Origin of the sequence: Rhizobium etli 8C-3 (genome assembly GCF_001908375.1) — a bacterium.
Lineage (GTDB): Bacteria > Pseudomonadota > Alphaproteobacteria > Rhizobiales > Rhizobiaceae > Rhizobium > Rhizobium etli_B.
Genome location: NZ_CP017241.1, coordinates 3,068,145 through 3,080,942, shown reverse-complemented (window position 1 = coordinate 3,080,942; position 12,798 = coordinate 3,068,145). Strand labels below are relative to the sequence as shown.

Annotated in this window: 13 protein-coding genes; 8 read left to right on the top strand and 5 right to left on the bottom strand. The window is 58.4% G+C overall.

Annotated elements, in window-relative coordinates; genetic code table 11:
* The first annotated feature begins 18 nt into the window (after positions 1 to 18).
* Entirely contained in the window at positions 19 to 753 is a 735-nt protein-coding gene (locus AM571_RS15380; protein WP_074062158.1) for a glycosyltransferase family 29 protein, read from the top strand.
* A 48-nt stretch (positions 754 to 801) separates the two neighbouring features.
* On the opposite strand, the gene AM571_RS15375 is transcribed toward AM571_RS15380, so the two are convergent.
* Positions 802 to 1,083 (bottom strand): hypothetical protein, encoded by a 282-nt coding sequence (locus AM571_RS15375; protein ID WP_074062157.1) that lies wholly within the window; start codon positions 1,081 to 1,083, stop codon positions 802 to 804.
* 679 nt (positions 1,084 to 1,762) lie between these two features.
* Here AM571_RS15375 and AM571_RS15370 point away from each other — a divergent pair.
* Positions 1,763 to 3,517 (top strand): ABC transporter ATP-binding protein, encoded by a 1,755-nt coding sequence (locus AM571_RS15370; protein ID WP_074062156.1) that lies wholly within the window; start codon positions 1,763 to 1,765, stop codon positions 3,515 to 3,517.
* A gap of 121 nt (positions 3,518 to 3,638) precedes the next feature.
* The gene (locus AM571_RS15365) at positions 3,639 to 4,634 is read left to right on the top strand and encodes a GSCFA domain-containing protein (protein ID WP_074062155.1); all 996 of its coding nucleotides are present in this window, start codon (positions 3,639 to 3,641) and stop codon (positions 4,632 to 4,634) included.
* 229 nt (positions 4,635 to 4,863) lie between these two features.
* On the opposite strand, the gene AM571_RS15360 is transcribed toward AM571_RS15365, so the two are convergent.
* The 4 genes from AM571_RS15360 to AM571_RS15345 all read right to left on the bottom strand — a co-directional run bounded on the left by AM571_RS15360 (position 4,864) and on the right by AM571_RS15345 (position 8,332).
* Positions 4,864 to 5,346 carry a DUF302 domain-containing protein gene (locus tag AM571_RS15360; protein ID WP_074063271.1) on the bottom strand — a complete coding sequence of 161 codons (483 nt, stop codon included), beginning with the start codon at positions 5,344 to 5,346 and terminating at the stop codon, positions 4,864 to 4,866.
* A 101-nt stretch (positions 5,347 to 5,447) separates the two neighbouring features.
* Positions 5,448 to 6,665, bottom strand: a complete 1,218-nt coding sequence (locus AM571_RS15355) for an MFS transporter (RefSeq protein WP_074062154.1) — start codon at positions 6,663 to 6,665, stop codon at positions 5,448 to 5,450.
* 81 nt (positions 6,666 to 6,746) lie between these two features.
* A complete protein-coding gene (locus tag AM571_RS15350; protein ID WP_074062153.1) occupies positions 6,747 to 7,238 on the bottom strand; it encodes a cupin domain-containing protein in 492 nt (163 codons plus the stop codon).
* Between the two features lie 182 nt (positions 7,239 to 7,420).
* Positions 7,421 to 8,332 (bottom strand): LysR family transcriptional regulator, encoded by a 912-nt coding sequence (locus AM571_RS15345; RefSeq protein WP_074062152.1) that lies wholly within the window; start codon positions 8,330 to 8,332, stop codon positions 7,421 to 7,423.
* A 182-nt stretch (positions 8,333 to 8,514) separates the two neighbouring features.
* On the opposite strand from AM571_RS15345, the gene AM571_RS15340 reads away from it, so the two are divergent.
* The 5 genes from AM571_RS15340 to AM571_RS15320 all read left to right on the top strand — a co-directional run bounded on the left by AM571_RS15340 (position 8,515) and on the right by AM571_RS15320 (position 12,794).
* Positions 8,515 to 9,345, top strand: a complete 831-nt coding sequence (locus AM571_RS15340) for a 3-hydroxybutyrate dehydrogenase (protein WP_074062151.1) — start codon at positions 8,515 to 8,517, stop codon at positions 9,343 to 9,345.
* 34 nt (positions 9,346 to 9,379) lie between these two features.
* The gene (locus AM571_RS15335) at positions 9,380 to 10,459 is read left to right on the top strand and encodes a patatin-like phospholipase family protein (protein ID WP_074062150.1); all 1,080 of its coding nucleotides are present in this window, start codon (positions 9,380 to 9,382) and stop codon (positions 10,457 to 10,459) included.
* A 223-nt stretch (positions 10,460 to 10,682) separates the two neighbouring features.
* Positions 10,683 to 10,952, top strand: coding sequence for a DUF2282 domain-containing protein (locus AM571_RS15330; protein ID WP_074062149.1), 270 nt, complete (start codon positions 10,683 to 10,685; stop codon positions 10,950 to 10,952).
* A gap of 41 nt (positions 10,953 to 10,993) precedes the next feature.
* Positions 10,994 to 12,019, top strand: coding sequence for a DUF692 domain-containing protein (locus tag AM571_RS15325; protein ID WP_074062148.1), 1,026 nt, complete (start codon positions 10,994 to 10,996; stop codon positions 12,017 to 12,019).
* Positions 12,009 to 12,794 carry a putative DNA-binding domain-containing protein gene (locus AM571_RS15320; protein ID WP_074062147.1) on the top strand — a complete coding sequence of 262 codons (786 nt, stop codon included), beginning with the start codon at positions 12,009 to 12,011 and terminating at the stop codon, positions 12,792 to 12,794. Before AM571_RS15325 ends, AM571_RS15320 begins: the two co-directional genes overlap by 11 nt.
* The last annotated feature ends 4 nt before the right edge of the window (positions 12,795 to 12,798 follow it).

Sequence of the window (12,798 nt, the reverse complement as noted above, 5' to 3'; positions counted from 1 at the left end):
GATATAATCCAACGGTGGATGAGATTTAAAATTACCGCTTCTCCGCTTAACCCGTGGCGAATACAGTCACTGAATGCGTCGGGCTTCGCTGGAAAAAAGGTCATAATTATTGGCCCCGCACAGACGGTTGTCGAGGATCTCGAGAACGTGGTTGTTGACGGTTATGATGTGATCGTCCGACTGAACAACGGCATAGCACTTGCTCAAAAAAGCCCGTCCATTCTAGGCTCGCGGACCGATGTGCTTTTTCATAATCTCGTAGAGCACGGTGACCGAAGCGCGGGCGCAATTCCGGCATCTTTACTGCGAGAGCACGGCGTTCGCTTCTTAGTGTTTCCCCACTGGGGCTTCAAAGGCAGTAAATCTCGCTTGTACAAGAAGCGCGAGGAACTCCAGGGCTTTCAAGGCCCCGCATTGATGGTGCCTTCAACTCGCTTTTGTGAGAGTGTGCGGCGCGAGCTGGGCGGATTTCAACCGACGGTCGGCGCCAGTGCAATCCTGTTTTTTCTAAGCGCACAGTGCAAAGAAGTCGCCATCCACGGCTTCACGTTCTTTCAGACGCCTTATCTTGTCGGCTACAACGACGCGGTCGCGACTGCCGATGAGGCACGCGCGTGGGCGGCGGCGTCATTCGTGCATGATCCGGTCCGGGAAAAGAACGTGATTGGACGCTATATTTCTGCTGCCGAGCAGCGAGGAGTGCGGGTTGCGCTCGGGGCTAACGTACGGCGGTTTCTGTCGGACGTTCGGTGAAAAGCATCCGATTCCGCTAGCGGTATCGATTGAAGCGGCGACGACGGCTCAGCGCATCAGGACGACGCGACCTTCACGGACCAGAGAGTAGGTGTAATCTCGTTCCGCAGCCCAGTCATGCGGGCCGCGGTTGTCCTTCCGGCGATAGTAGCTCACGCTCTCCTTGAAATCGAAGCCGAACATCCAGATTTCGGCCTCCGTCAATTCGGTTAGCATGTGAAGGGCTCTTGAGCCCATCGAGGGAGACGCACCTAGCCGAGCCGTCAAATCGTCCAGCAATGCGATAGGATAAAAGGCCTGCTGCGGATCTTCGCACAGTTCGCGTTCCATCGCGCTCATCCAGACGGAAAAGACACCGTCAAAATAGCGCCTCTTAAGTCGCACACGCCAGGATGCGCGACCCATGTTGTAAAGGAAGCTTGATCTTGTGCTGAAACAATGGATGTCGATCCTCCGACCCTGGGCCGCTGGCCGGATTGGCACTCCGGAATTTATTCTGACGACGCATCCATCGTCGATTTGCTGACCGAAGCGAGTGGAGAGCAGTGACGCTGCATTGCCGACCAGCGAGACCCTCCTTCCAGCGATGACACTACGGAGATTGAAGCAGAACTGATCTACGTCCTGAACTGTCATGGAACCGTCTCTCGCATAGTCATTGTCTTTCAGGAGATCAGATCAGGATCCTGCGGCGTTTTTCGTGCCTGGCAATCTCCCGAGGCGGCAAACGCTAGCAGGCTGCCAGTAAGCGAACGGCCACGTGATCTCGTGACAGCAGCGTGACGTCAATCTGCTGCCCGACCCCATTCTAAAGTTAATGGCAGTCGCGTTCTGCCGCAGCGTTTACATGAATCTGATGGCTGTGCAAAGATGATCAGCCGAACGCCTCCTGGCAGTCGCGCGGTTTTATCAGGCGCGATGAATACTCGACTTTCCGGTCATTGGCCAGTAAGACGCCAGCTCGACCCCACCGCTTGGCTGAGCCGGCGGGAAATTCATACGAGCGCTCATGTCTCCAGCAAAACCGAACGTCCGCACTCTTGAGATATTGAAGCGGGTGGTTTCCGAAAATTTCCGGGACCATATCCCTGGCTATAGCTTCGCAATTGCCTGCCTCGCTGCGGTCGCGCTTTCTACTGCCTATACGGCCTACGCAATGAAGGGCATTGTCGACGAGGCCTTTGTCAGTAAAGACGCAAGGCTCGTATGGCTGATCTGTTTCTCGCTCTTTGCCGCATTCGTCATCCGAGGATTTGCAAGTTACGGTCAGGCTGTTGCGCTTTCGAGGGTCAGCAACAGTATCGTGGCCCGCTACCAGAAGCGGCTTGCGGCTCATCTGATGACGCTTCCGCTTGAGTTTTTCGACGAACGACGGTCGGGGCAGGTCGCTGCGTTACTGAGCCAGAATATCTCCGGCATACGCGACGTTCTCAATCTGACGGTAACGTCGACGGCGCGGGACATGCTCTCCTTCGTCTCGCTGCTCGCAGTGATGGTCTATCAGGATCCGCTGCTGAGCATCGTCGTTTTGCTGATGGCACCGGCTCTGCTCTTTGGGCTCAGATTTTTCTCGCGTCGACTCAAAGAGGTTGCGTTAAAAGGTATCCGCCTTAACGGCATTTTCTTCGGAACCATGCAGGAGACGATCCAGGGCATTTCCGTGGTTAAGGCCTTTACGATGGAGCGCGCGCTGGAGGCGCGGGTCGAAGACGTCATCGTTGCGGTCGAAAATCGATCCAATCAGCTTGCTCGCCTATCTGAACGCAACGCACCCGTGACCGAGAGCTTTGCCGGCCTCATGCTTGCGGGCATACTTGCCTATGCCGCCTATCGCTCGATCTATTTTAATGTACCGCCGGGTGCCTTTTTCTCTTTCGTCACGGCGCTGTTGCTGCTCTACGATCCGCTCCGCCGTCTTGCGAAGTTGCAAGTGCAGATGGAGCGGGCTGCCGTCCACGCACGGATGATCTACGAACTGCTGGACATGGAGCCACGCCAGCGCGACCTGCCGGATGCCAAGCCGCTGAGGCCGACCGAGGCACGGATCGAGTTCCGCGACGTCTCCTTTGCTTATGGCACCGAGACCGTCCTGAACGGCGTTAGCTTCGTTGCCGAAGGCGGTAAGACCACGGCGCTTGTCGGCCCTTCCGGCGCCGGAAAATCGACGATCATGAATCTGATCCCGCGCTTCTATGATCCGAAGGGCGGCGAGATCCTGATCGACGGGCAGGACATCGCCCATGTCACCAAACAGTCGCTGCGTGAGCAGCTCGCCTATGTATCGCAGCAACCCTACCTCTTCGAAGGCTCGATCCGCAACAATATCCGATATGGCCGGCCGGATGCGACGGACGCCGAGGTGGAAGAGGCCGCCCGGCTTGCCTACGCCCACGAATTCATCCTGGCGCAGCCCAACGGCTACGATACCCCCGTCGGCGAAAACGGCGTGACGCTGTCGGGCGGCCAGCGCCAGCGACTATCGATTGCCCGCGCGCTAGTGCGCAACGCTCCGATCCTCTTGCTCGATGAGGCAACCTCCGCCCTCGACACCGAATCCGAAGCTGCCGTCCAGAAAGCTCTCGACCAAGCAATGACCGGCCGCACCGTCGTCGTCATCGCCCACCGGCTTTCCACTGTCGTGCGTGCCGATAAGATCGTCGTCATGCAGCAGGGCCGTGTCGTCGAAGAGGGCAATCACGAGGCGCTTGCGAAGCTTGACGACGGTCTTTACGCTCGGCTTAGCCAGTTGGGGTTCAACGGGTAAAATCGTTGTGGGAAGAACTCGTGCCGAATCTGGCCGCTACTGACAGTCGGTTTCTTCCGTCGGGCGTAGCCCTCGCCTAGGGACCGGTGTATCTACCAGTGGAGTATCGGGATTTAACATTATGTCCGCAGCTGCAGAGAAAACAATCATTTACCGCGTGAAGCGCGCGCTGGGCCTCGTGAAGAAAGAGGAGAGCGCGAACCATATTTTCTATGAGACGGGAAAACGGACGCGGCGCGCTCATGCCACCTGGTATCGCGGTGAAACGACCAATTTCTATCCCGACAAGCAGGCGATCAAGAACCTGAGTTCTGTCGACGAGTATGTTGGAAAGGGATGGTTACCAACCGCACCCCTGATTAGCAAAGAACATTATATCACAGCATTTGGTAGCTGCTTTGCCAGTGAGGTTACAAAATTCCTCTACAATGAAGGCTATCAGGTATTCGGCCGCGACATGACCCTCAATTCTTACGTCGTGAGAAGTGGGGAAGGTATCGTGAACTCGGCGGCTATCCGCCAACAGTTCGAATGGGCATTTGAAGGAAAGGTCCCTAAAATCGAGCTTTGGCATGACAAGGCGGGTGTACCTGGCGATTATTCCGACGACGTCAGAGATTCGACGAAACAAATCTTTGAGAAATCCGACGTTTTCATACTGACCCTGGGGCTTTCAGAAGTCTGGTACGACAAGCCCACCGGCGAAATATTCTGGCGTGCTATTCCAAAGCGCGACTTCGATCCGCAGCGGCACGGATTCAGGGTGATGAGTGCGGCCGAAAACCTTGATAACCTCAGGCGTATCTATGAGTTGATAAGGACTCATCGTCCTGACGCGACCATCATCGTGACGTTGTCGCCTGTCCCGCTTGCCGCCACTTTTCGCCCGGTTTCATGCATAACCGCCAACTCGGTGTCTAAAGCCTCATTGCGAGTCGCAATAGACGAGCTTATGCGAGAGCCTAAAGCGGCCCAGGATGAGAGGTTCTTTTATTTTCCGTCTTACGAAATAATCACGTCTTTTCTCCCTGATCCAATGAAAGACGATTTTCGTCATCCGACAGATCAGTCGGTCGACTTCATCATGCGCACTTTCCAGCGGCATTTCCTAATTTAGCGAGAGGTGCCGCGTCCCCTTGATCGCCGTCATGAGAGGGAGCTCGCGCTCCACCCAAAACGCGACCCTCAGGGCGTGAACGCATGGACGCAGTTCTATGGAGGGGCCATGTCACGGAATGACCCGCGCGCGAGATATGTGGTGATTGAAGCGGCGTCCCCTCAAGGCGGCTTCGACATCACCGTAGGTGGAAATACCTGGGCGGGTGTCCCGCCCAAGTATTGGTTCTTCATTTGCGGACTGATGAAACGACGGATTCAATCACCTCGGTCGCCATATGGAACTCCTTCTTGCGGTTTTTGATCCCATGACGTTGGGCAACCCAGTCGAAATCGTTGTAGGCGACATTCACCGAACCGTCCTGCGCCTCATAAATGAGAACACGCACCGGCCAGTCCAGACCGGAAGTCGGGTTGGCGGTAATGAAGGTGGTGCCCAAGGCAGGATTCCCGAAGAGGATCAGGCGGGACGGCCGGACCTTGTTGCCGGCAGCGTTGCCGAGCTTGGCCTGGTCGATATCGTCGAACAGCATGATGCCTTTCGCCGAGACATCGGCCTTGATCTTCTTGACCGTTTCGCTGAGCGAATATCGGCTTTTGAGCGTGACGACACCGTCGCGCTTTCCCGCCTGCGCAACGCTGCTCCATGTCACGCCGAGTGCGGCCGACAGCAGTATGGTGAATGCGAATAATAGATTGATGAACCTGAACATTTCCTCATCCTTTGGTGACGTTGGTGGGATACGCTTGTCATTGTCGCAGGCGATCATCGGCATGGATAATGCCGTTCGATGTGGGTTTCGATGATTGGAGATTATCGCCGGGACGGACCGGGCATTGAGCCGATGGGAAAGGCGATCACGATCGCCGCAAGCATCGCTGCGACGAGCACGCTGACAGAAGCTCGCCAGCCCAGATGATCAAAAACCTGACCAAGCACGAGACTGCCCGCGAGACCGCCCGTGTAGTAGGATGCGAGATAGATTCCGCTGGCCCCTGCCTTGTCCGTGATCGCTCGCCGTCCGACCAGTCCGGTGGCGATCGCCTGGGCGAGAAACGTGCCGATCGCCACCAGCGCCAGTCCGGATAACACCAACGGCAATCTGGCACTCAGGAGTGCGGCGAGGCCAAAGACCGCAAGTCCGAGCGTCGAGATGATCCCGAGCTTTGCCCCGATGCGGCCGGCGAGCTTTCCTGCCATCGGTGTCGTCAGCATAGAGGGCAGGAAGACCAGGTAGACGAGGCCAAGCGTCATCGGCGTCAAGCCGAGGGCCACAAGCTGGAAATTCACGTAGGTGAAGGTGCCGATGAAGGTGAACAGGATAAGGAAGCCGATCGCGAAGGTGCGGCGGAGTTCTCCGTCGGCGAAATGATAGGCCCAACGGCGCATGTTGAACGAGCCGTCCTCGCTGGTTTGCATCATTTTCGAGGTTTTCTTGAGCGTCGACCAGGCGAGCAGCGCACCGGCGAGATTGAGGGCCGCGAAGGTGAGGAAGTTGATTTCAAGCCCTCCGAGGCCGGCGAGGGCTGCGGATACGATGCGGCCGAAAAAATTGCTTGCGACATTGCCGGTGACATAGGCGGCCAGCGCGCCGCTCGCCTGGGCAGGCGAGAAGTGCTCGGAGAGATAGGCCATGGTCAGTGTAAAAGCGGTTGACATGCACAGGCCCTGAACGACACGAAGTGCCGCAAAAATCGAGAGATCGTCGGTGAACGCCAGCGCCGTCGTCGGAATTGACAGAAGCGCGAGGCTGATCCAGATGCCATTGCGCCGATCGAACCCGCGGCCGAAGAAGGCGACACCGAGCCCCGCTACGGCCATGCCGAACGTGCTGGCGTTGACGGCGAATCCAATGGCAGCGCGGCTGACCTCGAATTTCGCGACGAGCGCGGGCACGATCGCCTGGGCGGCAAAGAGATCGACCAGTGTCAGGAAGGCGATAAGCGCGATGACGGCGAAGCGCGCGCTATCGGCAGCAGCAGAGCCGAAGCTCGTGCGTGGCGGATTAAGGCCATTCTCTATGCCCGTCATGGCGATCGCTCCAGCGATTGGGTGAATCGGTGCGGCATCTCCGGCCTGACGGAGATGCCTGTCAGCGAGCCTGGGGAAAGCTCACATGGATTCGTTTTTGTGCTCTTCGGATGTCAGGATGTCGGCGGAGTAAAGAACAGCCGGCTCGCTGCCATTGTTCTTCCACCAATGCGACAGCGCACCAAATTCGGCCGTCACGTCGCCCGCTTTGTGTTCGACCGGCACCTTGCAGGTGCTGCGGTATTCGGTGATCGATCCGGAAACGATCACGATGTTTGCCGGGCGCGTCTCATGCGAATGCCACGGTACGACACCGCCTGGCTGTACGATAAGTTTGCGCATGCGCAGCGCGCTGTTTTTCCAGGCATCGCCCTTGGAGGCGAGGTCGATTGAGGAGATGACCTCATCGGTGACGTCCTTCGGCATCATTTCGCCGGGCTGCATGCCCTCGGTTGCGACCTGGTCGGCCGGGCATTCTCCGGCATAGGCATGTCCGCCTGGTATTATAGTGAAGGATGTTAGGGCAAGGACTGTGGCAAGCGTCACGCGTTTGGCGTTGAGTTCGAATTTCATCAGAGTTCTCCTTGTTAGGCCCGGATGAAGCGTTCTGGCCGGGCATGACGAGGAGGATGGAGGAGTCGATGGTCAATGAGAAATGCCGCCTCATTCTGAATTCCATAGCCTGAGGCTATGGTGAAAATGAAGACGCGCGGAAAACGCCCGCATCGGCTGAATGCCGGGCGTAGGTCATTGTTTCAGTTCAAATATTCATTCTGGCGGGTTAGCGGAGTCGTCGCCCAGCCATATGATTTGACAGCGCCGACGAAGGTCGAAACAGCGGGAGAGAAGCGGCGGCCGGCAACGGTAACCAGACAGACTTCGCGCGTAACCTCGGGCTCCGCGACGGGTCGGACCTGCAGGCCCGGCACGACAGCACTATATTCCGGAATAAAGCAGATGCCGAGCCCGCCGGCGACGAGATTCTGGATCCAGTCCTCTCGTTCGCTGGAATAGGAAACAATGGTGCTCACCCCCTGGGCGTCACAGAGATCCGTTAAATAATCCCAATACTCACAGTTGACGCGGCGCAGATATATCTCGCCATCAATTGCCGAGATCGGAATAGCGTCGTATTGGCTGAGGCGGTGACCGGCCGGAAAGGCTAGCATGAACCGTTCCCGGAAGAGCGGCGTCACATCGAAGCGTTCCGGAAAGTTGTCGGCGCTCGACATGATTGCGACGTCCAGTTCTCCTTGCTCCAGCAGCTCTGACAACCTGGCCGGAATGCCCTCGACGAGTTGGAGCTGGATGCCCTTGTGCCCCAAATTGAAATCAGTGAGCAGGCCGGTGAAGCGGCGCGGTCCGATCGTACACATGATGCCGACTTTTAGGTGGGCGTCATTGAGGCAGAGAAACTTCGATGCTTCCGACTTGACGCCAAGGAGCTCGTCCTGCACCTGCTGAAAGCGTGGACGCAGGAGATTGCCGAGATCGGTTATATGCGTGAGGTTGCGCTCGCGCCGGAAAAGAAGTCCACCTATCTCGTCCTCAAGCTGCTGGATCGCACGGCTTAAGGCGGGTTGCGTAACATTGCACTTCTGCGCCGCACGCGTGAAATTGCGCGTTTCGCAAACGGCCAGAAAATACCGGATGTGATGGATATCCATATCCGCTCCCCCGAACGATCCATTTAAATGCCAGTGCATCTATTCTGGTCCCGCATTCCATCTTCATCCAATGCCATGGATTTATCAATTCTATTAGAGAGCGGCATTTCTCTTATGGCAACGGGGGCGCCATTCTTATCGGGTAGCCACGGATCGTGGCGCCGCAAGAGATGGAGAATGCGATGCTCAACGTGCTTGATACCGAAACTGAGGCCCTGGCCGGCCGCAAGATGCTCGAAGGCCGCACGGCTATCGTGACGGGCTCGACCAGCGGCATTGGCCTTGGCATTGCCCATGCGCTTGCCAGGGCGGGCGCCTCCGTCATGCTCAATGGTTTCGGCAATCCAGTGGAGATCGAGACCCTGCGTGCAGAGATGGCCGAGAGCAATGATGTCGACGTCGCTTATGACAGCGCCGATATGTCAAAGCGCGATTCAATCCTGATGATGGTGGAACGCGCAAAGGCCCGGTTCGGCCAGGTGGACATCGTCGTCAACAATGCCGGCATCCAGCATGTCTCGCCGGTCGGCACTTTTCCGCCGGAGAAGTGGGACGCGATCATGGCGATCAACCTTTCGGCGGCCTTCCATCTCGTCCAGGCGACGTTTGACGGCATGTGCGAGCGTGGATATGGCCGCGTTATTAATGTTGCTTCCGCCCACGGCCTGATCGCCTCGCCCTTTAAATCCGCCTATGTAGCCGCCAAGCACGGCATCGTGGGTTTCACCAAGGCCGTTGCTCTTGAAGGTGCCGAGTTCGGCGTGACATCGAATGCGATATGCCCGGGCTATGTCTGGACGCCTCTCGTCGAGCAGCAGATCGATGACCAGGCGAAGTCACACAACATCGCCCGCGATGCCGTGATCAGGGATGTTTTCTTAAAGAACCAGCCGACCAAGCGGTTCGCAACCGTTGAGGAAATCGGCGCGCTCAGCGTCTTTCTTTGCTGCGATCTCGCGAATTCCATCACCGGCACGGCCGTTCCAGTCGACGGCGGCTGGACGGCGCATTGACAATGCCAATCGGGGCAAATCGGGAGGGACTTCCATGAACAAGCATGCAGACGTCAGGAAAACGACCGCCGACAGTACGGCTGCCGCCTCCCACGAACGCGGGCCGCGGATGATCAATCTGGCGCTCCAGGGCGGCGGTGCGCACGGCGCCTTTACCTGGGGGGTTCTCGACCGCCTGCTCGATGAGCCCAACCTATCCTTCGAAGGCATCGTCGCGACCAGCGCCGGTGCGATGAATGCAACGGTTCTTGCTTATGGCCTCGCCGAGGGCGGACGGAGTGGCGCACAGACGGCGCTCGCCAGTTTCTGGCGGCGTGTCAGCCATGCGGCCGCATCCGGACCGCTGCAACCGACGATCTTCGACAAGATCACCGGCTCGCGGGCGCTCGAATTTTCGCCCGCCTTCATGATGTTCGACATGGTGACGCGGCTGATGTCGCCCTACCAGTTCAATCCCTTCAATTTCAACCCGCTGCGGCAGGTTCTCGAACAGTCGATCGACATGGACGCGATCAGGATGGCGCGCTGCCCGGTCAAGCTCAGTATCTGCGCGACCAATGTGCGGACCGGCAAGGTCAAGGTATTCGGCAATGACGAGCTCTCGATCGAAGCGGTCATGGCGTCGGCGTGCCTGCCCTTCCTGTTCCAGGCAGTCGAGATCGACGGGGAGTTCTACTGGGACGGCGGTTACATGGGCAACCCCGCGATCTTCCCGTTGATCTACGGCTGCGACACGCCCGATGTTCTGATCGTCCACATCAACCCAATCGAGCGAACCGCGGTGCCGCGCACGGCTCCCGAAATCCTCAACCGCATCAACGAGATCAGCTTCAATTCGTCGTTGCTGAGGGAAATGCGAGCGGTGGCTTTCGTCACCGACCTGATCGACGCCTCGCCGGAAAGGTCCGGCAATCTGAAGCGGATCTTCGTGCACGGCATCGCTGACGACGAGACGATGAAGAGCCTCTCCGTGTCGAGTAAACTCAATGCCGACTGGGGTGCGTTGGTCGACCTCCGCGACCGGGGCCGAGAATGCGCCGACATGTGGCTGCTCGCCAATTACCAGGATATTGGCAAACGATCGACCGTCGATATCCGCGAACGATACCTTTGATTTTTCGACTGGTTCCCGCTTCGGCAGCTCCCTCCCGGCATGCCGCCTCGCCCCTTCCCACCGGAGGGGGCTTTTTTTTGCCTGCTCGAGGCACTGCAGGCGCATAGCGCCAGTCATCGAAACCATGCCGCAACAGCATTTCAAACATCACCATCGATGCGGGAAAGTAACTCCAGTCAAGCCGGTAGGCGGTTTGATCGAACCTCAACCAGGAGACCCTTCAATGAACACCACTCGTATCCTCATCGGCTCCGCCCTTGCCGCCATGACCTCCATGGCGACCTCAAACGCCTTCGCTGGCCCCGCCGCACAGCCCGAATTCTCGTTCGAGAAGTGCTACGGCGTCGTCAAGGCCAGCCTCAACGATTGCCAGACGGCTACCCATTCCTGCGCCGGCACCTCGACCGCCGATAACCAGGGCGATGCCTGGATCTACGTGCCTGCCGGCACCTGCGCCAAGATTTCCGGCGGAGCGATCGAACCCAAGACCTGAGGCCTTTTAATCTTCATTCAGCCAATATGAAGGAGTGACCAATGTCCAAGATATTTCCCAGTCTTCCAGTACCGGATGCAGCGGGCATTGGTCTGCGCTCCCGGCACATTTCTGAAATGATCTCCCGCCGCCCTGCGGCGGGATGGCTGGAAATCCATGCCGAAAACTACATGGGCAATTCAGCCGCCGTCGATGCGCTGGAGAAGTTGCGCGAGACCTATCCGCTGTCGGTGCACGGCGTCGGCCTTTCGCTGGGCAGCGCTTCGGGCCTTGATCGAGACCATCTGGAGCGGTTGCGCAGAGTGTGCATCCGGTTTCAGCCAGGGTTGGTTTCCGAGCATCTGGCCTGGAGCGTTGGCGACGGCGCCTATCTCAACGATCTGTTGCCGCTGCGTTACGACGAACATGCGCTCGAAATCGTCGCTGCCAATGTCGACCAGCTGCAGAACATGCTGCAGCGCCGGGTTTTCATCGAAAACCTGTCCGCCTACATCGCCTTCGCCAATTCCACCATGACCGAGGCGCAGTTTCTGGCCGAGCTTGTCAAGCGGACGGACTGCGGCCTGCTCCTCGACGTCAACAACGTCTATGTCTCGGCCTGCAATCTCAATTTCGACGCAAAGGCCTTCATCGACGAACTGCCCGCTGAAGCAATCGGCGAGATCCATCTCGCCGGCCACGCCGTGAACGAGGTCGACGGCGACGTGGTTCTCATCGATGACCACGGTTCGCGCGTACCGCCCGCGGTCTGGTCGCTCTATGCCTACGTGCTCAGACGTATCGGCCAGCGTCCGACTTTGATCGAGTGGGATAGCGAAGTGCCTGATCTCGACGTGCTGCTCGGCGAGGCCATGTGGGCCGACATGATGGCGGCAACGATCAGCTTCGAGAAGCGCGCTACACCACAAATTGCCCACAAGCCAGATCGGCGGTTCGAGCGGCTCGCACTGCCCTCGACCAGCAACCTGGCGCACGGCGCCATGCCGGCCATCGCGGCATTGACCACGATCACGCCCTCGGTCTTCGCAAGCAACTCGGTCACGAAGAGGGCGCGCCATGCTGTCTGACCTCGCGCTCCAAAATGCCGTCGCAGCGAAGATACTCAGCCGTCCCGGGCCGGACCTTCGTTCTTCTTTCGAGATTAGCAACCGCTTCGACCCGATGCGCCGCTTCAACATCTATCGCAACAATACCTTCGCATCGCTGACGGCCACGCTCGTGTCGGTGTTTCCGGTGACCGTCAGCCTGATCGGTGAACGCTATTTCCGCCACGTCGCGGCAAGTTTCATACGCGTCGGTCCTCCGTCCGAGGCGCGGCTGGTACGCTACGGAAGCGACTTTGCCGATTTCCTCGCCCGGCTCGACGACCTCAAGTCCTTGCCTTTCATCGCCGACACCGCGCGGCTCGAATGGCGGATCGCCGAAGCGCTCGATGCAGCGGTCCTGACACCCGCGACCATGGCTGAACTCCAGCGCGGCGGAAGTGGCACGATTCCAGACCTTGTCCTCCAGCCGTCGCTGCGGCTGCTCTTCTGCCGCTGGCCGGCGCTCGACATCTGGTCGGCGCACCAGGCGAGCGGCGACCTGGAACTGCTCCGCGACATCAAGCGTCAACCTCAGCGCATTGCGCTCTGGCGCGACCGCGACAGCGTCCGTTTCCTGCGTGTGAACGGTGCCCACTACACTTTCCTGCGCGCGCTCAAGAACAGGCGCGGGTTGGAACCAGCGGTGATGAAGGCCGCAAACCGCATGTCGGACTTCGACCTCGTTGCCTCGCTTGGTAGCCTCTTCGCCGAGGGACTAGTCACCCACGTCCGGCACCTGCCAGCAAACCTCAACTGAAGGA

Coding starts and splice junctions, on each gene's coding strand:
- AM571_RS15355 (WP_074062154.1), bottom strand. CDS start 6,665: ATGACGGGCATAGAGAATGGCCTTAATCCGCCACGCACGAGCTTCGGC.
- AM571_RS15340 (WP_074062151.1), top strand. CDS start 8,515: ATGCTCAACGTGCTTGATACCGAAACTGAGGCCCTGGCCGGCCGCAAG.
- AM571_RS15380 (WP_074062158.1), top strand. CDS start 19: ATGAGATTTAAAATTACCGCTTCTCCGCTTAACCCGTGGCGAATACAG.
- AM571_RS15335 (WP_074062150.1), top strand. CDS start 9,380: ATGAACAAGCATGCAGACGTCAGGAAAACGACCGCCGACAGTACGGCT.
- AM571_RS15320 (WP_074062147.1), top strand. CDS start 12,009: ATGCTGTCTGACCTCGCGCTCCAAAATGCCGTCGCAGCGAAGATACTC.
- AM571_RS15325 (WP_074062148.1), top strand. CDS start 10,994: ATGTCCAAGATATTTCCCAGTCTTCCAGTACCGGATGCAGCGGGCATT.
- AM571_RS15365 (WP_074062155.1), top strand. CDS start 3,639: ATGTCCGCAGCTGCAGAGAAAACAATCATTTACCGCGTGAAGCGCGCG.
- AM571_RS15350 (WP_074062153.1), bottom strand. CDS start 7,238: ATGAAATTCGAACTCAACGCCAAACGCGTGACGCTTGCCACAGTCCTT.
- AM571_RS15375 (WP_074062157.1), bottom strand. CDS start 1,083: ATGGAACGCGAACTGTGCGAAGATCCGCAGCAGGCCTTTTATCCTATC.
- AM571_RS15330 (WP_074062149.1), top strand. CDS start 10,683: ATGAACACCACTCGTATCCTCATCGGCTCCGCCCTTGCCGCCATGACC.
- AM571_RS15360 (WP_074063271.1), bottom strand. CDS start 5,346: ATGTTCAGGTTCATCAATCTATTATTCGCATTCACCATACTGCTGTCG.
- AM571_RS15345 (WP_074062152.1), bottom strand. CDS start 8,332: ATGGATATCCATCACATCCGGTATTTTCTGGCCGTTTGCGAAACGCGC.
- AM571_RS15370 (WP_074062156.1), top strand. CDS start 1,763: ATGTCTCCAGCAAAACCGAACGTCCGCACTCTTGAGATATTGAAGCGG.